The organism is Pseudomonas sp. S35, assembly GCF_009866765.1.
In the GTDB taxonomy this organism is placed as follows: Bacteria; Pseudomonadota; Gammaproteobacteria; order Pseudomonadales; family Pseudomonadaceae; genus Aquipseudomonas.
Genome location: NZ_CP019431.1, coordinates 3,266,865 through 3,288,662 on the forward strand (window position 1 = coordinate 3,266,865; position 21,798 = coordinate 3,288,662).

General features: G+C 50.2%; 28 protein-coding genes. 5 read left to right on the forward strand and 23 right to left on the reverse strand.

Features of this window, described 5'->3' with window-relative positions; translation table 11 throughout:
• Window positions 1-12: 12 nt before the first annotated feature.
• Complete coding sequence (locus PspS35_RS14360) at window positions 13-393, reverse strand: RidA family protein (protein WP_159935434.1); 381 nt, start codon at window positions 391-393, stop codon at window positions 13-15.
• 178 nt (window positions 394-571) lie between these two features.
• Here PspS35_RS14360 and PspS35_RS30540 point away from each other — a divergent pair, with 178 nt between their 5' ends.
• Window positions 572-1,927 carry a PAS domain-containing methyl-accepting chemotaxis protein gene (locus tag PspS35_RS30540; RefSeq protein ID WP_159935435.1) on the forward strand — a complete coding sequence of 452 codons (1,356 nt, stop codon included), beginning with the start codon at window positions 572-574 and terminating at the stop codon, window positions 1,925-1,927.
• A gap of 72 nt (window positions 1,928-1,999) precedes the next feature.
• Here PspS35_RS30540 and PspS35_RS14370 read toward each other — a convergent pair whose 3' ends face one another.
• Entirely contained in the window at window positions 2,000-2,869 is an 870-nt protein-coding gene (locus PspS35_RS14370) for an oxaloacetate decarboxylase (protein ID WP_159935436.1), read from the reverse strand.
• Between the two features lie 301 nt (window positions 2,870-3,170).
• On the opposite strand from PspS35_RS14370, the gene PspS35_RS14375 reads away from it, so the two are divergent.
• The 3 genes from PspS35_RS14375 to PspS35_RS14385 all read left to right on the forward strand — a co-directional run bounded on the left by PspS35_RS14375 (window position 3,171) and on the right by PspS35_RS14385 (window position 6,240).
• On the forward strand, window positions 3,171-4,127 hold the full coding sequence (locus tag PspS35_RS14375) for an ABC transporter substrate-binding protein (protein ID WP_159935437.1): 957 nt from the start codon (window positions 3,171-3,173) through the stop codon (window positions 4,125-4,127).
• Window positions 4,128-4,149: 22 nt separating this feature from the next.
• Window positions 4,150-5,475, forward strand: a complete 1,326-nt coding sequence (locus PspS35_RS14380; protein WP_159935438.1) for an LLM class flavin-dependent oxidoreductase — start codon at window positions 4,150-4,152, stop codon at window positions 5,473-5,475.
• 147 nt (window positions 5,476-5,622) lie between these two features.
• Window positions 5,623-6,240 (forward strand): dTMP kinase, encoded by a 618-nt coding sequence (locus tag PspS35_RS14385; RefSeq protein WP_159935439.1) that lies wholly within the window; start codon window positions 5,623-5,625, stop codon window positions 6,238-6,240.
• An 83-nt stretch (window positions 6,241-6,323) separates the two neighbouring features.
• Here the strand turns inward: PspS35_RS14385 and PspS35_RS14390 are convergent, their stop codons facing one another.
• The 10 genes from PspS35_RS14390 to PspS35_RS14440 form a co-directional block, all read right to left on the reverse strand.
• A complete protein-coding gene (locus PspS35_RS14390) occupies window positions 6,324-6,836 on the reverse strand; it encodes a hypothetical protein (RefSeq protein WP_159935440.1) in 513 nt (170 codons plus the stop codon).
• A gap of 126 nt (window positions 6,837-6,962) precedes the next feature.
• A complete protein-coding gene (locus PspS35_RS14395; RefSeq protein WP_159935441.1) occupies window positions 6,963-8,216 on the reverse strand; it encodes a hypothetical protein in 1,254 nt (417 codons plus the stop codon).
• Between the two features lie 53 nt (window positions 8,217-8,269).
• A complete protein-coding gene (locus PspS35_RS14400; RefSeq protein ID WP_159935442.1) occupies window positions 8,270-9,304 on the reverse strand; it encodes a zonular occludens toxin domain-containing protein in 1,035 nt (344 codons plus the stop codon).
• A gap of 3 nt (window positions 9,305-9,307) precedes the next feature.
• Window positions 9,308-9,592, reverse strand: a complete 285-nt coding sequence (locus PspS35_RS14405) for a DUF2523 domain-containing protein (protein WP_159935443.1) — start codon at window positions 9,590-9,592, stop codon at window positions 9,308-9,310.
• Window positions 9,593-9,620: 28 nt separating this feature from the next.
• Complete coding sequence (locus PspS35_RS30055; RefSeq protein ID WP_174244812.1) at window positions 9,621-10,658, reverse strand: hypothetical protein; 1,038 nt, start codon at window positions 10,656-10,658, stop codon at window positions 9,621-9,623.
• Window positions 10,659-10,988: 330 nt separating this feature from the next.
• Entirely contained in the window at window positions 10,989-11,213 is a 225-nt protein-coding gene (locus PspS35_RS14420; RefSeq protein WP_159935446.1) for a hypothetical protein, read from the reverse strand.
• Window positions 11,214-11,222: 9 nt separating this feature from the next.
• Window positions 11,223-11,447 carry a hypothetical protein gene (locus PspS35_RS14425; protein ID WP_159935447.1) on the reverse strand — a complete coding sequence of 75 codons (225 nt, stop codon included), beginning with the start codon at window positions 11,445-11,447 and terminating at the stop codon, window positions 11,223-11,225.
• The gene (locus PspS35_RS14430) at window positions 11,447-11,743 is read right to left on the reverse strand and encodes a propanediol utilization protein (protein ID WP_159935448.1); all 297 of its coding nucleotides are present in this window, start codon (window positions 11,741-11,743) and stop codon (window positions 11,447-11,449) included. The genes PspS35_RS14425 and PspS35_RS14430 overlap by 1 nt, the downstream gene beginning before the upstream one ends.
• Window positions 11,744-12,012: 269 nt before the next feature.
• Complete coding sequence (locus tag PspS35_RS14435) at window positions 12,013-12,225, reverse strand: hypothetical protein (RefSeq protein ID WP_159935449.1); 213 nt, start codon at window positions 12,223-12,225, stop codon at window positions 12,013-12,015.
• Window positions 12,222-13,352 carry a phage/plasmid replication protein gene (locus PspS35_RS14440; protein WP_159935450.1) on the reverse strand — a complete coding sequence of 377 codons (1,131 nt, stop codon included), beginning with the start codon at window positions 13,350-13,352 and terminating at the stop codon, window positions 12,222-12,224. The genes PspS35_RS14435 and PspS35_RS14440 overlap by 4 nt, the downstream gene beginning before the upstream one ends.
• Before the next feature lie 130 nt (window positions 13,353-13,482).
• On the opposite strand from PspS35_RS14440, the gene PspS35_RS14445 reads away from it, so the two are divergent.
• Window positions 13,483-13,890, forward strand: coding sequence for a helix-turn-helix transcriptional regulator (locus tag PspS35_RS14445; protein ID WP_159935451.1), 408 nt, complete (start codon window positions 13,483-13,485; stop codon window positions 13,888-13,890).
• A gap of 301 nt (window positions 13,891-14,191) precedes the next feature.
• On the opposite strand, the gene PspS35_RS14450 is transcribed toward PspS35_RS14445, so the two are convergent.
• The 11 genes from PspS35_RS14450 to PspS35_RS14505 all read right to left on the reverse strand — a co-directional run bounded on the left by PspS35_RS14450 (window position 14,192) and on the right by PspS35_RS14505 (window position 21,716).
• Window positions 14,192-14,455 (reverse strand): hypothetical protein, encoded by a 264-nt coding sequence (locus PspS35_RS14450; RefSeq protein WP_159935452.1) that lies wholly within the window; start codon window positions 14,453-14,455, stop codon window positions 14,192-14,194.
• Window positions 14,456-14,687: 232 nt separating this feature from the next.
• Window positions 14,688-15,200: a hypothetical protein gene (locus tag PspS35_RS14455; RefSeq protein WP_159935440.1), complete on the reverse strand. Its 513-nt coding sequence runs from the start codon at window positions 15,198-15,200 to the stop codon at window positions 14,688-14,690.
• 126 nt (window positions 15,201-15,326) lie between these two features.
• Window positions 15,327-16,580 (reverse strand): hypothetical protein, encoded by a 1,254-nt coding sequence (locus PspS35_RS14460; RefSeq protein WP_159935441.1) that lies wholly within the window; start codon window positions 16,578-16,580, stop codon window positions 15,327-15,329.
• 53 nt (window positions 16,581-16,633) lie between these two features.
• The gene (locus PspS35_RS14465; RefSeq protein WP_159935442.1) at window positions 16,634-17,668 is read right to left on the reverse strand and encodes a zonular occludens toxin domain-containing protein; all 1,035 of its coding nucleotides are present in this window, start codon (window positions 17,666-17,668) and stop codon (window positions 16,634-16,636) included.
• Window positions 17,669-17,671: 3 nt separating this feature from the next.
• Complete coding sequence (locus PspS35_RS14470; RefSeq protein ID WP_159935443.1) at window positions 17,672-17,956, reverse strand: DUF2523 domain-containing protein; 285 nt, start codon at window positions 17,954-17,956, stop codon at window positions 17,672-17,674.
• A gap of 28 nt (window positions 17,957-17,984) precedes the next feature.
• Window positions 17,985-19,022, reverse strand: a complete 1,038-nt coding sequence (locus PspS35_RS30060) for a hypothetical protein (RefSeq protein ID WP_174244812.1) — start codon at window positions 19,020-19,022, stop codon at window positions 17,985-17,987.
• A 330-nt stretch (window positions 19,023-19,352) separates the two neighbouring features.
• The gene (locus tag PspS35_RS14485) at window positions 19,353-19,577 is read right to left on the reverse strand and encodes a hypothetical protein (protein ID WP_159935446.1); all 225 of its coding nucleotides are present in this window, start codon (window positions 19,575-19,577) and stop codon (window positions 19,353-19,355) included.
• A gap of 9 nt (window positions 19,578-19,586) precedes the next feature.
• Window positions 19,587-19,811, reverse strand: a complete 225-nt coding sequence (locus tag PspS35_RS14490) for a hypothetical protein (RefSeq protein WP_159935447.1) — start codon at window positions 19,809-19,811, stop codon at window positions 19,587-19,589.
• Window positions 19,811-20,107 carry a propanediol utilization protein gene (locus PspS35_RS14495; RefSeq protein WP_159935448.1) on the reverse strand — a complete coding sequence of 99 codons (297 nt, stop codon included), beginning with the start codon at window positions 20,105-20,107 and terminating at the stop codon, window positions 19,811-19,813. Before PspS35_RS14495 ends, PspS35_RS14490 begins: the two co-directional genes overlap by 1 nt.
• A 269-nt stretch (window positions 20,108-20,376) precedes the next feature.
• Window positions 20,377-20,589 (reverse strand): hypothetical protein, encoded by a 213-nt coding sequence (locus PspS35_RS14500; protein WP_159935449.1) that lies wholly within the window; start codon window positions 20,587-20,589, stop codon window positions 20,377-20,379.
• Window positions 20,586-21,716, reverse strand: a complete 1,131-nt coding sequence (locus PspS35_RS14505) for a phage/plasmid replication protein (RefSeq protein ID WP_159935450.1) — start codon at window positions 21,714-21,716, stop codon at window positions 20,586-20,588. The genes PspS35_RS14500 and PspS35_RS14505 overlap by 4 nt, the downstream gene beginning before the upstream one ends.
• Window positions 21,717-21,798 lie beyond the last annotated feature (82 nt).

Below are 21,798 nucleotides of genomic sequence, written 5' to 3' on the forward strand. Positions count from 1 at the left end.
ACCGGCACCCACTCAGGCCTTGGCGGCCATCGCGGTCACTTCCACGCGCATACCGTCTACCGCCAATGCAGCCACGCCAACCGCCGCACGCACGGGCCAGGGCTTGGCAAAGAAGCGTTTGTAGACCTCGTTGAAGGCGGCGCGATCGGCCATATCGGTCAGATAAATGGTCAGGTGCATGACGCGATCCATGGAGCTGCCGGCCTTTTCCAGGGCGACTTTCAGCGCTTGCAGCGTGCATTCGCTTTGCAGGGTGATGTCGCCCAGTTCCAGGCTGCCGTCGGCGCGGGTGGGGATCTGGGTGGAGACCAGAATGCCGTTGAAGCTGACCACGTCGGAGGAAATGGAGTCGGCATCGGGGTCGGGAGTGTAGGACAGATCGTGATTGGCCATGGGCGCCTCTCGTGGGTGGGGTCGCAAAGGTGCTCATGGTCCCTGAAAACACCGGCTGGGGCAAACTGCGAGGTAGCTTTTTGGCGTCAAAAAATAAACATCCAAGGCGCATAAAGTCCTGTATTAAACAGCCGATAGCCAGTTACAGATAGGTTCTCCGCACGGCTGAGGGTACGTCATGTTCAACACAACACTTAAAACAGAACTGGCGGCCAGGACGGCCGAAGCCACCGAGTACAAAGGGCTGATTGCAGCACTCGAACGCTCCATGGCCGTGGTTGAATTTGACCTGAACGCCAGGGTGTTGAGCGCCAACGACAACTTCCTGAAAACCCTGGGCTACAGCCGCGAACAGCTGGAAGGCAAATCCCATCGCGAGTTTTGCTTGCCGTCACTGACCAGCAGCCCGGCCTATGCCGAGTTCTGGGCTGAACTGAAGTCTGGCAAGTTCGTATCTGGCACCTTCAAGCGCGTGGATGCGCATGGCCGGACCGTCTGGCTTGAGGCGAGCTACAACCCCGTGCTGGATGAACGTGGCCGGGTGGTGAAAGTGGTCAAGTACGCCCTGGACATCACCGAAAAAGTCGAGCAGGAAGCCGCTATCCACAGCAAACTGGCAGCCCTGGACCGGGCGATGGCCGTCATCGAATTCGATTTGAACGGCCAAGTGCTGGATGCCAACCCCAACTTTCAGCACGTAATGGGGTATTCGCTGGCCGAGCTCAAAGGCAAGCACCACCGCCTGTTTTGCGAACCGGCCCTGATCAACAGCAGTGAATACGCGGACTTTTGGCGTCGGCTGAACAACGGCGAGTTTTTCACCGGGCAATTCAAACGCCTCGGTAAACACGCTCGCGTGGTGTGGCTGGAAGCCAGTTACAACCCGGTCTACGACGGCGAGGGCAAGCTGGTCAAAATCGTCAAGTTCGCCAGCGATATCACCGAACGTGTAGAGAAGTTCGAGGAAGACTCGCGTGGGGCTTCGCGGGCCTACCATATTTCCTCCGAGACCGAACGCTTTGCTGAGCATGGCACCCAGGTGATCCAGGAAACTGCCACCGAAATGCGCCGGATTGCCGAGAATATCGGCTCATCGGCGCGCCTGGTCGGTCAGTTGGGTGATCGCTCCGAGCAAATCACCGCCATCGTCAATACCATTCGCGGTATCGCTGACCAGACCAACCTGCTGGCGCTCAATGCTGCTATCGAGGCGGCGAGGGCGGGCGATCAAGGGCGTGGCTTTGCGGTGGTGGCTGACGAGGTACGGCAGCTCGCGGGGCGGACCAGCCGCTCTACCGCGGAAATCGCCGAGATGATCGGCATGATCCTCTCGGAAACCCGCGATGCGGTGACCAGCATGAATGCCACCCAGGAAGGCGCGCAACGCGGGGTCAACCTGGCGGACCAGGCCGGCTCGGTCATTTTGCAGATTCGCACCAGCACCAGCGATGCGGTGCAGGCCGTGAGTATGTTTGCCTCGAAGCTGGATGAGTCGGACGTTATTCCCAAGACGGCCGTCGGCTGGGTTGGCTGATGCTGTACCGGTGGTGAGTGAGCGAACTCACTCACCACCGGTGCCGTTTACAACAGGGTAAACGGGCAAGGCTTACTCTTTTACATCCATGAACTCTTCAGCCCACGCCACGTAGCTTTCCGGCAACGTGTAGGTGTGCGTGAGTTCAGTGGCGCTGAGGTTGGACGTGCTGTGGGTGAGCTGGCGCTGGGCCCGCAGGCTGTCGTAGGTGGCCTTGATCGCCGCGAAATACGCGCCGTGCCCGGCCACCACAACGCGCACGCCCAGGCTGGCCAGACGCTCGGCGTCGTTGAGCTTGGGGTTGCCGTAGGTCACCAGCATCAATGGGACGGTGAGCTGTTCGGCAATTTTTTCCAGGTGCTCAAAGTCGCTGACACCTACCATGCAGATCCCATCCGCACCGGCCTGTTGATAAGCCAGGGTGCGCTCGATAACCGCTTCGGTGGGCAGTACGCCAGCGTTGGTCCGAGCGATGATCGACAGTTCGGGGTCGACACGGGCTTCCAGGGCGGCGCGGACTTTGCCGATGCCTTCTTCGATGGAAATCAAATCGGTGGACTTACGCCCGAATTGCGCCGGCAGCAATGTGTCTTCAATCGTCAACGCGGCCACACCGGCACGCTCAAGCTCTTCGACGGTGCGCATCACGTTGAGGGCATTGCCATAGCCGTGGTCGGCGTCAGCGATAAAAGGCAGTTGCGCAACGCGACCAATACGCGTGGCTTGCTCAACGAACTCACTCAGCGTAATCAACGCAAAATCGGGCGCCGCCAATACCTGCAACGACGCGACTGACCCTCCCAGGATACCCACCTCAAACCCAAGGTCTGCCGCGATACGGGCGGACATGGGGTCGAATACGGAAGCGGTTTCAACGCAGCTTGGCTTGGCAAGCAATTCGCGGAAGTTGCGGCGCAGCGTCGAGTGAGATTTTTTGGGCATGTTCTTTCCTGGCTCTGGTCATCGTCATGTGACGATCTATGTCTATTCGTGGTGGCGCGAGATTACCACGCAGGCAGGCCGGGGATTATGACGTTTGAGCATGGGGTATGCGGGAAACAGATGTTGGATACCTGCCTTAAAATGCATTAATGGAATTATTATCGAATTACGTTATGTGTTTTAAGTATTTTACGCCAACCGCTTCTGGCCTCATCGTAGGCGGCAGATTATTCCTGTGAACATTACCGAGACCGCACGCGCGGATCGACTTGAATGCCTGACAAGGCATCTGGAGACGAGTGTGCGTTACCTGACAAAACTGGCGGCCGGTTTGGCTGCCGCATTGCTGTGCCTGACCGCGAATGCGCAAACGCTGGTGGTAGGTGATCAAAGTTTTAACACCCAGGCCGTCATGGAAGCGGCGGGGGTACTGGACGATGTGCCCTATACGCTTGAATGGAAGCAGTTCACCGCCGGCTCACCGGTTGCCGAAGCACTCAACGTCGGGAGCCTGGACATTGGCTTGCTGGGGGATGCGCCGGTACTGTTCCTGGGCGCATTGGGCGCGCCAATCAAAGTGATTGCCGTCAGCCGGCAAAATCTCGATGGCGTGGCCATCCTGGTCAAAAAGGATTCATCGATCCACAGTCTTGCAGACCTTGCGGGCAAGCGTGCGGCCATCTGGAAGGGCTCCTGGAGCCAGCAGTTGCTGCTGACGGCGCTGGATAAAGCCGGCGTGCCCCGCGACTCGTTGGAGCTGCGTTATTTGAGCGCGCTGGATGCGTCCCATGCGCTGGAAGGCGGATCGGTGGATGTGATCGCAACGTGGGAGCCGTACGTTACGCAACAGGAACGGCAGGGCGCGCGGGTGCTCGCCACGGCTGAAGGGTTGATTGCGGCGCAGAGTTTCATTGCCGCCAACGCCAAGGCGGTCGATGCCAAGCGTGCGCACATCAGTGATTTTCTGCAACGCCTGAAGAAAGCACGCGACTGGGCGCGGCAAAATCCCGCCAACACCGACGCTTATGCGGATGCCTGGGCCAAACGCACAAGGGCCGACGCTGACATCGCACGCGCCTGGTTTGCCCGAGCACGCACGACAGTCGAACCGCTGACGGCGCAGTCACCGGTAGAGGCGCAAAAAACCGTGGATTTCTTTGCCGGACAAGGCCTGGTCAAGTCTTACTCGGCGGCCAGCCTGTTTGACGATTCATTCGCCGGGTCGTTGCAACCCACCGTCGCCCAAACCCAGCCCTGAGCGCTCAAGGAATACGTCAGACATGACTAAAAGACAGCTAAAACTGGGTGCCCTGACGATGGGCTGCGGTGGGCCAGGCCGCCACAACCTGTGGCTCGACCCTCAATTGCCCGCCGACGCCAGCGTCAACATCGACTGGTATATCGACATTGCACGCCAGGCCGAAGCGGCACTGTTCGACCTGATATTCATCGTCGACAGCCAGTTCATCACCCCTGGGTCACCTTCCCACTACCTCAACCGCCTGGAACCGCTGACACTGTTATCCGCGCTCGCAGTGAGTACGCGGCACTTAGGCTTGGTCGGTACGCTGACCACGTCATACAACTCGCCCTACAACGTGGCGCGGCGCCTGGCCTCACTGGACTTGATCAGCAAAGGCCGTGCGGGATGGAACGTGGTGACCAGCGGTGATGCCGGCACGGCGGGCAATTACAGCCGTGACGAGCATTACGATTACGACACGCGCTACGCTCGGGCGGCCGAACACGTTGAGGTTGTGCAGGGGTTGTGGAACTCCTACGAGGAAGGTGCATTCGTGCGTGATCGCGCCACCGGGCAGTTCCTCGATCCGGCCAAACTGCATAGGCTGAACCACAACGGCGAGCACTTTTCGGTGGTCGGCCCGCTGAATATCCAGCGCTCGCCTCAAGGCCAGCCCGTGATATTCCAGGCCGGCGACTCACAGCAAGGCCGCGACCTGGGGGCCGCAACGGCCGACGTGATCTTCACCCATGCCGCCAGCCTTGAGCAGGGCCAGGCGTTCTACCAGGATATAAAGGGTAGGGCGGTGCAACTGGGGCGTGACCCGGAACAACTGCTGGTCATGCCGGGCGCTGAAATATACGTCGGTGACAGCGATGGCCACGCGCGTGAAATCGAACAGCACTACCATCAGGCCGACCATAGCTTTGAGCTGGCATTGAAGGAATTCGGGCGTAATTTTGGCTGGCATGATTTCAGCCAGTACGACCTCGACGCACCGTTCCCCCAGGAAAGCCTGGAATTTGCGCGCAGCAGTTTTTTTACGGCCGCCAAGCGCATCGCCGACCAGGCCAGCGAGAAGGGCTTCACCCTGCGCCAAGCGGTAGAGTTCGGTCGGCAGCTACGTCCGGGTGCCTTCGTCGGGTCTGCCGAGACCGTCGCGCAGAAAATGACTGAATGGTTCCAAGCGCGGGCCGTAGACGGGTTCAACATCTATATCGGGCACCCGGAGCAATTCAGCCGCTTCACCCAGCAAGTCATACCGTTACTGCAAGCGCGCGGCGTTTACCGCACCGCATATGAGGGCACGACCTTGCGTGAAAGCCTAGGGTTGGACGCTCCGCGTTTTGCGCGCCACCCTTAGCGGGCCAGGTACAGCGCGTCGCCGGTCATTACATCGACATTAATGCACGGCGACTTGCTGCAAACTTGATACTGCGCCAGGGTTTTGAGGCCTGCTTGCCACAAAGCAGGTTAGAGTATTGGTCCATTTTCCATTGAAACGTAAAGAATGAATCGTGCGCTGTTTGTTTCTCTGGATGGCCCCAAGGGCGTCGGCAAAACCACACTGTTGGAAGCCGTTACCACAGTGCTGAGGGCCGGCAACAGAAAGGTCATTCGGCTTTGTGAGAGAAAAAGCGATCCCTACAGGGCAGAAACAATGATCCTTGTTAATAAACTCGCCAGGCATCCCGACAGGGAATTGGAGTTGGCCGTGTGTGAGCGCTTTGCTGACAGCCGTCATTGGATCTCCCAACACGTGCTGCCCAAACAACCACAGGACAGCATTGTCCTGATGGACCGCTGGTACCCATCGGACGCCGCGTTTCGCAGGAGCGTCCCGTTCGCAGAAATTCTACAGCTGAACATCGATCGCAACGTGCAAGTGCCAGACCTGCATGTCGGGGTTGTCACCGCGCCGCATATTTCATGGGCAAGGGCCGCGGCCAGGCGACGCGGCTTGAGCAGTACCGTGATCCATGAACTGGACGAGCATGTCGCGTGTACCCAGGCATTCGAGCACGCGATTACCGATCACGGCTGGACGTTATGCCGCAATGAAGGAACGATCGAAGAGGCGACCATGCAGGTGGTTTGCGAAATCTATGGTGTTCTGGAAAAAGCCTGATGACGGCGGACTATTCAAATACGCAATTTAACATAATATACATTATGCGAACCGTCCTATACGGAGCTGGGGGGCTCTGTCGGTCAGATTTGAAGCCTGGCACTAGCTGGTTGACGGGTCATTTCCTCCAACACCTGATCCAGGTGCGGCGCGAGCTTCAACACATCCAGGTCAATGCCTTGAACCGAGTTGGCTTCATATGGATATCGAGTGCCAACGAAAAGCTTGGAGCAAGTTGTGATCCATTTTTCCAGTTGAAAGCCTGGAGCCAATCTCTCTGACGTTTCACGCACCTGGTTGGCCATCTCAATAGGAATGGCGTTGTACAGATCGATCAGGCCATGCCTGTTTCCAGGCAAGCCGGTGACCAAACGCAAATATCCTTCGGGATCATATTCAGACCTTGGAAATCTAGGGTCAGCCTCAACAAGAAATGACTTAAGAAGCAGCTCAGACGCGAGCGCGGAATTCATCGCGGCTGGCCAGTAGAGATTGGAATCACCGTTTGAGGCACATTGTTCGAGAATCTGTGCGGCCCTCAAAAAAGAACGCGCTTCCTCGATAACCCAGGTACTCGGCAAACGCTCATAGTCCATAATCCATTACCCTTTATAGTGAATATATCGACGGCTAAGGATGAGCTTACCCTAGGTCATTGGGTGAGCTACCCTCCTCCATTTTTAATAACAATTAAATATAACTAAACTAAATAGTCATTTAGTTTAGTTATATTGATTGACCAACACAGGTGTCAAAAACAGGACAAGCTCAGTGCTGGTGGATACCGTCGAGTTGCTGGTGAACAACCATTTGAAGCCAGGAATTTTGCCCAAGAACGGCACGCTTCTAACGACGGTTGTATCCAGATCCGAATAAACACCACCCACGGCAATGGTCTGGCCGAACGGCGAAAAAACCCGGGACGTCAGCGAGGTTGTGTTGATCGGCGGCACGCCATTCATGGCATTGGAATAGTCAGGCTCATCCTTTGAAAGGATTACATCCAGCAGCACGCCCTTATCGTTAACGATCGGAGTCACGTCGAGCGACAAAGCAGCCTGCTTGAAGGATGTCGACGTTGCACCATCGCCGGCCGATTGCTGATAAGGAACCTGAGAGCCTTTAACAATTTTGGCTTGATGACGGTCAGAGGTATAAACGCGAGGACTGGAAATCACCCTGCCCTTACCTTCCTGCTCCATGGCTGAAAGCCTGGCATCGAGCGTCAGAGCGCTTGAGACAATGCCAACAGCCCCGATGGCACCAGAGGCAAAGCCAAGCGGCACAGAGCCTGAAACAGTGCCAGCACCGCTGCCTACAGTGCCACCCCATTGAACACCCAGATTCTTGGAATACGAGCGATCCACCTCGACAATACGAGCCTGGATCATCACTTGCTTCCTGGAGTAATCAACAGCAGCAATCAAGGTTTTGAGCTGCTCTAAACGCGCCTTGCTCATCCTGGCAACGATGACAGAAGAACCGTCTTCAAAATTTAGAGTCTCTCCAGGATCGAGAGGAAATGCTTTTATTGCGTCGGACGCCAAAATGTTATGCACCTTGAAGATCGAAACATCAAAAGAGTTGACGCCAAAGGAAGGACTACTTTGAATTTGCTGGTCTTGGGCAGCAACATATGAATTTGTTGAATATGAATCACCTGGGCGTGGATAACCACTAACACGAAGAAACTTACCTTCAATGGTATATAAAAGCCCCTTTGCCGAAGTCACATACTCAATGGCTTCATCCCAGGTCACATCCTTCATACGCATAGAAAGTGAACCACGGACATTTTCGTCCAGCACAAGATTCAAGCCCCTGTAATCGGCAAGAAGCTGTAAAGCGGACGAGACCTGAATAGTTTGAAAATCAAAAGTCAGTTGCTGAGGGACTGTTTCCGCTTGGGAAAAGGAAACAAAGAAAAACAGAAAGACAGAGACATAGAGGCCGCGAAGAAACTTACAGGTATTCATGGGGTGATTTCCGGCTGATTGGTCAATTAATTGGGCGCGGTCTTAGCGCTACGCTAAAGACCACCCCCAATTAATCCACCTGTAATTGGATTAGGTTTTTTTAATGACCAATTAGTGATCTTGAAACCATCAACCAAGCAATAAGCCTCAGTAAAGTCTGGGAAATATCGACAATGAGAAAAAGAAATGTAACGAGTATTTCCATTGTTATCAGCTACCAGGGCAAGAGCTTCAGATACAGCCTTTGAAGATGGATCAGGCTTTGACGGATGAACAAAGCCAACAAGCCGCCAAGTGGTTGAAATCGGAAGCTCAGCAGGTGAACTAGGTTGTTTTGGTGTAGAAACAGACACTGAGTGCTTCACACCAGGTTGATCAGTAGTAAAGAACTTTTTGACAAAATAAACACCCAGGACAATGCAAACAACAAAACAACCCAGTGCCGACCACAAACCAAAAGAACGCAAAATACTTGAACGACCATCTGCCGAAGATTCATCACCCACGGCACCAGAGTTTGATTGAGTAGCAGACTTATAGAATGAATAAACAGACTGCTTAAAGGTTCCGGCAGTGGTTCTGATTAACTTTGTTTTTGAAGGTGCATCACCAGTAACAGCACCATTGTAAATATCTACCTTGAAAGTCTTCTTTGTGATTTTTCGAATTCGATAGGTGGTCTCAATCAAAAGACGTACCCATGACGAAATTTGAGCAAGGTCTTGAGTCACAAGAACCACACGCATCGAATTGTTCTTTGCATCAACACGGTGCCTATGTTCAGCAAGCAAGGACTTATCAGTAAGGTTGGCTTGGTTCACATTTTTACCTGCGGGCCACCTCCTCCAACATTCGTCGATAATCGCAACAGATCCAGGTGGAATAATCTCGGAAAGGTCATCAAGCTCAAACCAATTATCAGGCAGTTGAGTAATATTTCCTCCATAAACAGACAACAAATCATCAATGGACAACGGAATATTAGTAACCACATGCCTGTCTTGCTTAAGAGACGGAATTACAACGTGCTCAACGACGCCGTAGCTTTTGCCGTGACCTGGTTTACCAACATAAGCATGGATTGCCATAAATCACCCAATAAACGGAATGCGACGAACAAGGAAGCGCAACAAATAGGCGCTGCTAACAACAGTAATCCCAAAAGGTAACTGCATCAAATTCATGAAATACCAAACAGATGGAGAAATGTTAGTAAACAACTCTCCCGAACTTGTAAGTAATCCCATGATGAAACTGGAGCTAATCAACTCTAAAAGTGATTGCCAAAGCCAATCAGCAACTTGAATTATCAGATCAACAAAAAATTGCAAAATCTCGCGGAGAATCGATAGCAGCCAATCACCGAAAGCAGACATAAACACCTCAAATTTTTAGCGGCTAAAATTACGCGGACAGGAAAATACGCAAGGCAAGGATTGACCAGGCCGCCAGAAATACAGCTGCAAGAATTGAGGAAACCGAATCAAACAATGCGCAATGCGCATCGAAAGTAATCATGGTTCCAAGGAGCTGAACAGTGGCGGTGGGACAGGCTGCCAGAGAGCCACCAGCAGCCATTTTCTGATTAAATTCAGTAAGAGCCTTACCGAATCCTGACTCATTTAAATCGGCTTCCATGCCACGGACAAAGGCATCGTAGTGAACAGCGTTAACCTCACTATCAAGAATTGAGTCCCCCTTTAGTGATCCTGGATTATTGAAAGAAAGCTCACCGTCAAAACCGGAATCACCATCCCCACCGTTACCACCATCGCCATCGCCGCCGTCATTCCCACCACCAGGATTGGTGCCACCATCGCCGCCGTCGCCAGGATCAGTACTGGGAGTGAGAGGATCTCCAACGGACGGCGACTTATACCCGGACTCAGCACCGCACGAAGGACTCGCGGTATTAAGACCCACGAAGTAGTTACAAAAACCAGTGACTGTAGAGCCTGGAGACAGATAGCAGGTGCTACCGGAGGCGGAACTAGCCAGGTAAGAACAAGAGTTGTGACAAACATCAGCAGTAACAGAACCAACTGACCACGCGACATAATATTTATCTCCTGATTTTATTGCAGCAGCATCGGGGCCACGAGTCTCGACTGTTTCAGGGCAAACGGCAGCCTCCTTAACAATATCGACACTATCATTAAAAGGAGACCCATAAAAAGTCCAGGAATAAGCACAGCTTGCATTTGAAGTACCGTTCATGGTGCAAGAGCCAGCAGTGTACCCAATTTTATTTGGGTTTGTATTAGCCGACTTAACCGCATTTACGAATGCGGTTATAAACGACTCAGGCGTGTCCTGGACACTGGCGGCAGAACATTCACTGGAATAAGAGGCCGCATATGAAGAAGTGCACTTCCAGCCAGCAGAAGCGGTCGATGAGAACGCAGCGAGAAGTAAGAAATAAATGAGATAAAGATACTTCATATCACCACCCGGAAAAGACGGCAAACGAGCAACCAGATCCAATGCAGAACATGGCAAAATAATAGAGCTGATCCATTAGGAATATAACCTCAACGCCCAACCAAGACCTGCGTAAAAAAGCCCCGTCATAAGGGCGCCGGATAAAAACGAAAAAACAAATGTTATGGCAATAATTCTCTTAATCAAAAGTAAAGAAATAACACCTCTAGAAAAACGATTTGGAAATCTATGTAACGCAGTGTGCTTATAGAAACGGCGCATGATTCAACCCATTATATTAAGCAAAAAAAAGGACGCCCGAAGACGTCCAGGTCGAACAGGGATAAAGCCTTAACCGCGCAGGAAGCCCAGAACGATACGAGCGCCTTTGATACCGGCGTAAACACCAGCAAGAATGCCAGCAACAGCCAGAACACCAACTGAAATGGTGCTGAAGTCGATGGATGAAGTCAGACCGCTGTAATCCCAGGCAACAGGATCAGCAGCGAAAACTGAAGAAGCCGAAACAGCGAGAACAACAGCGGAAACAGCTACAGCACTAGATTTTTTGAACATGGGAAATACTCAGGATTGTTTGATGAAATTTAAAAACGCGCGTATTCCCATCGACATAACCATAAAGCTGGCTACTAATGTGAATCCGGCGCCAAAAGCTTGAGCCAAAATAACTGGATCAAGTTGTGAAGGATCAAAAGGGACAGTGTAAGGAACAGAAACCCAATCGATCGAGCACGAAGGAACACCGCCCTGAATGATTAAATCACCGGGGCAATGCAATAAACCGGACATTACGTAGACTTCTGCGGTGTCGAAGAACCAGGAGCACCGGAACTAATACGACGACCTTGACGAGGATCGACTTCAAAAATCAGACGATCATCGCGAACTTGCGCGTTCACATCACATTCATACTTTCCAGGCTGAGGAACCTGCTGGGGAGTCTCAGCGTAAAAAGTGCATTTCTGCGGGTATGGAATATTTGGCAAGTGAGCATATGCTTCAAACATGCAATATGGTTTTCCCGACTTGGCAGCAGTACCACTGCGGTGATTGCCGGTTACTTCAACTACGATAACATTAGACATGTAATGCCCTTATCTCAGTGTTGGAAAGCCTGGAACAGTGCCGGGCTTACGGTATGCCCAACTGGGCGCAATAGCCTCAGGGTTACGCCTGAAGGTTTTGAATTTTCGTGAAGAGCGCTGACGTTCTACTTCTTGCTGAGCCAATGCAGATAGAAACAAGCGCATAAGACTATTAATCCCAGCACGTTCATCACATTGAGGGTTGTTGAGAGCATTAAGAAACTCCATTTCTACTGCAAAGCGTAGATTTTGATAAGCAACCCTATCCATCAGAAATTCACCCAGTCGGCAATGCAGAGTGTTCCTTTTTCTTCGTAATCAAAAAACCACCGCTCTTTTAGAGCTTCTACAGCCTTGATCGCTTCTTCAACCTGCTGAGCAAGAATAGGATTGATAAAAGAGCTGCGCACATGCTGCTGTTCAGCTAGACGACGACGCTGGCCAGCAGTAAGTACGGTGGCATCAAACTTAACTGTTTTCATGCAGCGACCTGCTGGAGATGATTTGCTCGTTGATACCAGGACGGAATAGCCAAGGTGGACTTAGTGACCTCACGGCACTGTCGCACAAATATTGGAGCAAACCGGCTGGTGTCGCAGGCGTTACGAATGTTGATACCGATGCGATTTAGCTTGGCTGCGTGATCCTGAACTTGTCGCTTCTTAAAATCAAAACGCTGACCATGCATCCACTGAATGGCATAAAGAGCCGTTGTATTTGCAGCGCGAGTAGTGTCAACAATGTTTTCTACCAAGAGTTGCTCGCTAATGCTAACGATATCCATAGCAGTCACCTTCAGCTTTTCATCAATTTTAAGAAACTCACAGTGGAGCTTGGCTAAACGCCCTTCATCAAATAGGCCCCAATAACAAAGGGCTTCGCGCTGCAAAAATTCACTTTTAAGCTCTTGCTCTAGACGCACTACACCTTCAGTAGTGCAGTAATCTCGAATGCGCTGAACATATTTGTATTCGGCTGAGTCCTCACCAAAAATACGTTTGATTTTTGGCAAGGAGTTTTGATCCATTTCAAAAGTCTTGTCATAAGCCTTTCGATACTGCAAACGACCACCTTGACCGTTACCTTTCGGAGTCCATGCAACAGTACGACCATTGGGATACAAGAAGCCGATAGAGTGGCCAATGCGTTGACTTGATACGCCGCGCAAGTAAGCCAAAACATTGCCTTCGCCCAACGCAAAATTGGTTGTTAGGTCGATACGTTCGATTTTTGCGCCGTCAGCAATCCGATCGCCAGAGCTGGCACCCGAAGCACCTTGGCGAATATCGAGGCGAGTACAACGAGTAAAACCAGGCAAGCCATATTCGCGAAGAAGCTGGTTGTAGACAGAAACGCACTGCTCAATGGTTGTAAAACCAAAAAGATTGTCCAGCCGCCCTACTCTGCTTGGATTGCCCTCAACTCGAATCTTTCGGCCTTGGACATGAATAGTGACGGAGGTCGAATAACTGGCTTCGTGTTTGAAACGAGGTTGTTTGGTGCTCAAGACTTCGTTGGTGTTGGAATCGACAGTCAGCGTAAAGATTCCGCATACGATCGGTAGATCATGCTGATGCTCCTGCGAAATTGTGAGCCAATCGATGAACATCCGAAATCCTTGTCAAGCCAATACACGACGCAGGCAAGACTACGTCATGTGTTAGGCTATTTGCAAGAGATACGTAGCAGCTTAACCATCGATGTGTGTTAGCTGTACAAAAACACAGGAGGTATAGTCAATGACTCATGAGCATTCAGATGAAGCGGCGATGAACATCGGAGAGAACATCAGAAACAAGCGAGCACTCAAAAAGGTGTCGCAAAAAATTGTGGCTGAGGCGGTTGGAGTAGCAGAAAACACAGTCGCCAGCTGGGAAAAGGGTAAAAACCTGCCGCCGCCTGACAAAGTGATAGCGATTGCAAAGTACTTCAAATGCACCACCGATGAGATCTTGCTGAGCGATGAGGAACGAGGGTTGGAGATACAGATGTTGGGCCTACTCCGACGATTCGGAAGCCTGAACGAAACCCACAAACCTATAGCCCTCAATGTGATCGGCTCGATTCTCCAAGGCCTGGAAATGGAAGAGTACATGAAGGGTGAACGCAACGAAGGCAGCAAGAGATTAGGTGTGTTGGGGGACTAAGGATCGCGGGAAACCGCGGTAAAGTGGGGGTGTAACAGCACCCCCACTCCGATGGCTCCGAAAGCACGCTAAAAGCTCAGAATGCTTAAAACAGAAAACCCCCCCAAGGATCTATGAATCACTGGGGGTTTTTCTTTGGCGGGCACTTGGGAAAACAGGTAAATGCCCCCCAAGTGTTAGTAGTTGCCCCTCAAGTGTTAGTGGTTGGAAGGGGCTTTCTATGCGGACACCAGATGAGAATTTGCTATCAAAAAACGAACGGCGAATGCCTTAGAAAGAGCCTTGATGTCAACGCTGAAACTCAATCAAAAACGCGCTTAACACCAACTCGTTGCTGAGCTGGTGACCCGGCAGCCGCTTCCAAAAACTGCACATCCAAAATCTGATAGCTCTCAGATTTGCCTGTAGAAAGATTTCGCACCACTGCGTCTTTAGGTGTCAGATCCTCGCTAGTAACGAGGTACATTTCTGCGCCATTCACGCTTCCGCGAAGCTGTAAAACCGAACCGTCAGGCTTAGTAACAACGAAGACATCAGGATAAGCAAAATCGTCAAAACTACTCATATCAACTCCTTCTGAAGGCCGGGCCGGCCAATATAGAAGGGGCATTTTACCATGCATTCAGAACGTCGTTTTTCACCAGGGACTGCCACGCATAATGCACGCTATGTGTAAATCAGCCGCCGGGGCTGCGCGATTTTCCCGGCGCCTGATTCGTCCTGCAGGACGGCTTCGCTAACATAACGTACGTCGAATTATGCGAACCGTCCTATACGGAGCTGGGGGGCTCTGTCGGTCAGATTTGAAGCCTGGCACTAGCTGGTTGACGGGTCATTTCCTCCAACACCTGATCCAGGTGCGGCGCGAGCTTCAACACATCCAGGTCAATGCCTTGAACCGAGTTGGCTTCATATGGATATCGAGTGCCAACGAAAAGCTTGGAGCAAGTTGTGATCCATTTTTCCAGTTGAAAGCCTGGAGCCAATCTCTCTGACGTTTCACGCACCTGGTTGGCCATCTCAATAGGAATGGCGTTGTACAGATCGATCAGGCCATGCCTGTTTCCAGGCAAGCCGGTGACCAAACGCAAATATCCTTCGGGATCATATTCAGACCTTGGAAATCTAGGGTCAGCCTCAACAAGAAATGACTTAAGAAGCAGCTCAGACGCGAGCGCGGAATTCATCGCGGCTGGCCAGTAGAGATTGGAATCACCGTTTGAGGCACATTGTTCGAGAATCTGTGCGGCCCTCAAAAAAGAACGCGCTTCCTCGATAACCCAGGTACTCGGCAAACGCTCATAGTCCATAATCCATTACCCTTTATAGTGAATATATCGACGGCTAAGGATGAGCTTACCCTAGGTCATTGGGTGAGCTACCCTCCTCCATTTTTAATAACAATTAAATATAACTAAACTAAATAGTCATTTAGTTTAGTTATATTGATTGACCAACACAGGTGTCAAAAACAGGACAAGCTCAGTGCTGGTGGATACCGTCGAGTTGCTGGTGAACAACCATTTGAAGCCAGGAATTTTGCCCAAGAACGGCACGCTTCTAACGACGGTTGTATCCAGATCCGAATAAACACCACCCACGGCAATGGTCTGGCCGAACGGCGAAAAAACCCGGGACGTCAGCGAGGTTGTGTTGATCGGCGGCACGCCATTCATGGCATTGGAATAGTCAGGCTCATCCTTTGAAAGGATTACATCCAGCAGCACGCCCTTATCGTTAACGATCGGAGTCACGTCGAGCGACAAAGCAGCCTGCTTGAAGGATGTCGACGTTGCACCATCGCCGGCCGATTGCTGATAAGGAACCTGAGAGCCTTTAACAATTTTGGCTTGATGACGGTCAGAGGTATAAACGCGAGGACTGGAAATCACCCTGCCCTTACCTTCCTGCTCCATGGCTGAAAGCCTGGCATCGAGCGTCAGAGCGCTTGAGACAATGCCAACAGCCCCGATGGCACCAGAGGCAAAGCCAAGCGGCACAGAGCCTGAAACAGTGCCAGCACCGCTGCCTACAGTGCCACCCCATTGAACACCCAGATTCTTGGAATACGAGCGATCCACCTCGACAATACGAGCCTGGATCATCACTTGCTTCCTGGAGTAATCAACAGCAGCAATCAAGGTTTTGAGCTGCTCTAAACGCGCCTTGCTCATCCTGGCAACGATGACAGAAGAACCGTCTTCAAAATTTAGAGTCTCTCCAGGATCGAGAGGAAATGCTTTTATTGCGTCGGACGCCAAAATGTTATGCACCTTGAAGATCGAAACATCAAAAGAGTTGACGCCAAAGGAAGGACTACTTTGAATTTGCTGGTCTTGGGCAGCAACATATGAATTTGTTGAATATGAATCACCTGGGCGTGGATAACCACTAACACGAAGAAACTTACCTTCAATGGTATATAAAAGCCCCTTTGCCGAAGTCACATACTCAATGGCTTCATCCCAGGTCACATCCTTCATACGCATAGAAAGTGAACCACGGACATTTTCGTCCAGCACAAGATTCAAGCCCCTGTAATCGGCAAGAAGCTGTAAAGCGGACGAGACCTGAATAGTTTGAAAATCAAAAGTCAGTTGCTGAGGGACTGTTTCCGCTTGGGAAAAGGAAACAAAGAAAAACAGAAAGACAGAGACATAGAGGCCGCGAAGAAACTTACAGGTATTCATGGGGTGATTTCCGGCTGATTGGTCAATTAATTGGGCGCGGTCTTAGCGCTACGCTAAAGACCACCCCCAATTAATCCACCTGTAATTGGATTAGGTTTTTTTAATGACCAATTAGTGATCTTGAAACCATCAACCAAGCAATAAGCCTCAGTAAAGTCTGGGAAATATCGACAATGAGAAAAAGAAATGTAACGAGTATTTCCATTGTTATCAGCTACCAGGGCAAGAGCTTCAGATACAGCCTTTGAAGATGGATCAGGCTTTGACGGATGAACAAAGCCAACAAGCCGCCAAGTGGTTGAAATCGGAAGCTCAGCAGGTGAACTAGGTTGTTTTGGTGTAGAAACAGACACTGAGTGCTTCACACCAGGTTGATCAGTAGTAAAGAACTTTTTGACAAAATAAACACCCAGGACAATGCAAACAACAAAACAACCCAGTGCCGACCACAAACCAAAAGAACGCAAAATACTTGAACGACCATCTGCCGAAGATTCATCACCCACGGCACCAGAGTTTGATTGAGTAGCAGACTTATAGAATGAATAAACAGACTGCTTAAAGGTTCCGGCAGTGGTTCTGATTAACTTTGTTTTTGAAGGTGCATCACCAGTAACAGCACCATTGTAAATATCTACCTTGAAAGTCTTCTTTGTGATTTTTCGAATTCGATAGGTGGTCTCAATCAAAAGACGTACCCATGACGAAATTTGAGCAAGGTCTTGAGTCACAAGAACCACACGCATCGAATTGTTCTTTGCATCAACACGGTGCCTATGTTCAGCAAGCAAGGACTTATCAGTAAGGTTGGCTTGGTTCACATTTTTACCTGCGGGCCACCTCCTCCAACATTCGTCGATAATCGCAACAGATCCAGGTGGAATAATCTCGGAAAGGTCATCAAGCTCAAACCAATTATCAGGCAGTTGAGTAATATTTCCTCCATAAACAGACAACAAATCATCAATGGACAACGGAATATTAGTAACCACATGCCTGTCTTGCTTAAGAGACGGAATTACAACGTGCTCAACGACGCCGTAGCTTTTGCCGTGACCTGGTTTACCAACATAAGCATGGATTGCCATAAATCACCCAATAAACGGAATGCGACGAACAAGGAAGCGCAACAAATAGGCGCTGCTAACAACAGTAATCCCAAAAGGTAACTGCATCAAATTCATGAAATACCAAACAGATGGAGAAATGTTAGTAAACAACTCTCCCGAACTTGTAAGTAATCCCATGATGAAACTGGAGCTAATCAACTCTAAAAGTGATTGCCAAAGCCAATCAGCAACTTGAATTATCAGATCAACAAAAAATTGCAAAATCTCGCGGAGAATCGATAGCAGCCAATCACCGAAAGCAGACATAAACACCTCAAATTTTTAGCGGCTAAAATTACGCGGACAGGAAAATACGCAAGGCAAGGATTGACCAGGCCGCCAGAAATACAGCTGCAAGAATTGAGGAAACCGAATCAAACAATGCGCAATGCGCATCGAAAGTAATCATGGTTCCAAGGAGCTGAACAGTGGCGGTGGGACAGGCTGCCAGAGAGCCACCAGCAGCCATTTTCTGATTAAATTCAGTAAGAGCCTTACCGAATCCTGACTCATTTAAATCGGCTTCCATGCCACGGACAAAGGCATCGTAGTGAACAGCGTTAACCTCACTATCAAGAATTGAGTCCCCCTTTAGTGATCCTGGATTATTGAAAGAAAGCTCACCGTCAAAACCGGAATCACCATCCCCACCGTTACCACCATCGCCATCGCCGCCGTCATTCCCACCACCAGGATTGGTGCCACCATCGCCGCCGTCGCCAGGATCAGTACTGGGAGTGAGAGGATCTCCAACGGACGGCGACTTATACCCGGACTCAGCACCGCACGAAGGACTCGCGGTATTAAGACCCACGAAGTAGTTACAAAAACCAGTGACTGTAGAGCCTGGAGACAGATAGCAGGTGCTACCGGAGGCGGAACTAGCCAGGTAAGAACAAGAGTTGTGACAAACATCAGCAGTAACAGAACCAACTGACCACGCGACATAATATTTATCTCCTGATTTTATTGCAGCAGCATCGGGGCCACGAGTCTCGACTGTTTCAGGGCAAACGGCAGCCTCCTTAACAATATCGACACTATCATTAAAAGGAGACCCATAAAAAGTCCAGGAATAAGCACAGCTTGCATTTGAAGTACCGTTCATGGTGCAAGAGCCAGCAGTGTACCCAATTTTATTTGGGTTTGTATTAGCCGACTTAACCGCATTTACGAATGCGGTTATAAACGACTCAGGCGTGTCCTGGACACTGGCGGCAGAACATTCACTGGAATAAGAGGCCGCATATGAAGAAGTGCACTTCCAGCCAGCAGAAGCGGTCGATGAGAACGCAGCGAGAAGTAAGAAATAAATGAGATAAAGATACTTCATATCACCACCCGGAAAAGACGGCAAACGAGCAACCAGATCCAATGCAGAACATGGCAAAATAATAGAGCTGATCCATTAGGAATATAACCTCAACGCCCAACCAAGACCTGCGTAAAAAAGCCCCGTCATAAGGGCGCCGGATAAAAACGAAAAAACAAATGTTATGGCAATAATTCTCTTAATCAAAAGTAAAGAAATAACACCTCTAGAAAAACGATTTGGAAATCTATGTAACGCAGTGTGCTTATAGAAACGGCGCATGATTCAACCCATTATATTAAGCAAAAAAAAGGACGCCCGAAGACGTCCAGGTCGAACAGGGATAAAGCCTTAACCGCGCAGGAAGCCCAGAACGATACGAGCGCCTTTGATACCGGCGTAAACACCAGCAAGAATGCCAGCAACAGCCAGAACACCAACTGAAATGGTGCTGAAGTCGATGGATGAAGTCAGACCGCTGTAATCCCAGGCAACAGGATCAGCAGCGAAAACTGAAGAAGCCGAAACAGCGAGAACAACAGCGGAAACAGCTACAGCACTAGATTTTTTGAACATGGGAAATACTCAGGATTGTTTGATGAAATTTAAAAACGCGCGTATTCCCATCGACATAACCATAAAGCTGGCTACTAATGTGAATCCGGCGCCAAAAGCTTGAGCCAAAATAACTGGATCAAGTTGTGAAGGATCAAAAGGGACAGTGTAAGGAACAGAAACCCAATCGATCGAGCACGAAGGAACACCGCCCTGAATGATTAAATCACCGGGGCAATGCAATAAACCGGACATTACGTAGACTTCTGCGGTGTCGAAGAACCAGGAGCACCGGAACTAATACGACGACCTTGACGAGGATCGACTTCAAAAATCAGACGATCATCGCGAACTTGCGCGTTCACATCACATTCATACTTTCCAGGCTGAGGAACCTGCTGGGGAGTCTCAGCGTAAAAAGTGCATTTCTGCGGGTATGGAATATTTGGCAAGTGAGCATATGCTTCAAACATGCAATATGGTTTTCCCGACTTGGCAGCAGTACCACTGCGGTGATTGCCGGTTACTTCAACTACGATAACATTAGACATGTAATGCCCTTATCTCAGTGTTGGAAAGCCTGGAACAGTGCCGGGCTTACGGTATGCCCAACTGGGCGCAATAGCCTCAGGGTTACGCCTGAAGGTTTTGAATTTTCGTGAAGAGCGCTGACGTTCTACTTCTTGCTGAGCCAATGCAGATAGAAACAAGCGCATAAGACTATTAATCCCAGCACGTTCATCACATTGAGGGTTGTTGAGAGCATTAAGAAACTCCATTTCTACTGCAAAGCGTAGATTTTGATAAGCAACCCTATCCATCAGAAATTCACCCAGTCGGCAATGCAGAGTGTTCCTTTTTCTTCGTAATCAAAAAACCACCGCTCTTTTAGAGCTTCTACAGCCTTGATCGCTTCTTCAACCTGCTGAGCAAGAATAGGATTGATAAAAGAGCTGCGCACATGCTGCTGTTCAGCTAGACGACGACGCTGGCCAGCAGTAAGTACGGTGGCATCAAACTTAACTGTTTTCATGCAGCGACCTGCTGGAGATGATTTGCTCGTTGATACCAGGACGGAATAGCCAAGGTGGACTTAGTGACCTCACGGCACTGTCGCACAAATATTGGAGCAAACCGGCTGGTGTCGCAGGCGTTACGAATGTTGATACCGATGCGATTTAGCTTGGCTGCGTGATCCTGAACTTGTCGCTTCTTAAAATCAAAACGCTGACCATGCATCCACTGAATGGCATAAAGAGCCGTTGTATTTGCAGCGCGAGTAGTGTCAACAATGTTTTCTACCAAGAGTTGCTCGCTAATGCTAACGATATCCATAGCAGTCACCTTCAGCTTTTCATCAATTTTAAGAAACTCACAGTGGAGCTTGGCTAAACGCCCTTCATCAAATAGGCCCCAATAACAAAGGGCTTCGCGCTGCAAAAATTCACTTTTAAGCTCTTGCTCTAGACGCACTACACCTTCAGTAGTGCAGTAATCTCGAATGCGCTGAACATATTTGTATTCGGCTGAGTCCTCACCAAAAATACGTTTGATTTTTGGCAAGGAGTTTTGATCCATTTCAAAAGTCTTGTCATAAGCCTTTCGATACTGCAAACGACCACCTTGACCGTTACCTTTCGGAGTCCATGCAACAGTACGACCATTGGGATACAAGAAGCCGATAGAGTGGCCAATGCGTTGACTTGATACGCCGCGCAAGTAAGCCAAAACATTGCCTTCGCCCAACGCAAAATTGGTTGTTAGGTCGATACGTTCGATTTTTGCGCCGTCAGCAATCCGATCGCCAGAGCTGGCACCCGAAGCACCTTGGCGAATATCGAGGCGAGTACAACGAGTAAAACCAGGCAAGCCATATTCGCGAAGAAGCTGGTTGTAGACAGAAACGCACTGCTCAATGGTTGTAAAACCAAAAAGATTGTCCAGCCGCCCTACTCTGCTTGGATTGCCCTCAACTCGAATCTTTCGGCCTTGGACATGAATAGTGACGGAGGTCGAATAACTGGCTTCGTGTTTGAAACGAGGTTGTTTGGTGCTCAAGACTTCGTTGGTGTTGGAATCGACAGTCAGCGTAAAGATTCCGCATACGATCGGTAGATCATGCTGATGCTCCTGCGAAATTGTGAGCCAATCGATGAACATCCGAAATCCTTGTCAAGCCAATACACGACGCAGGCAAGACTACGTCATGTGTTAGGCTATTTGCAAGAGATACGTAGCAGCT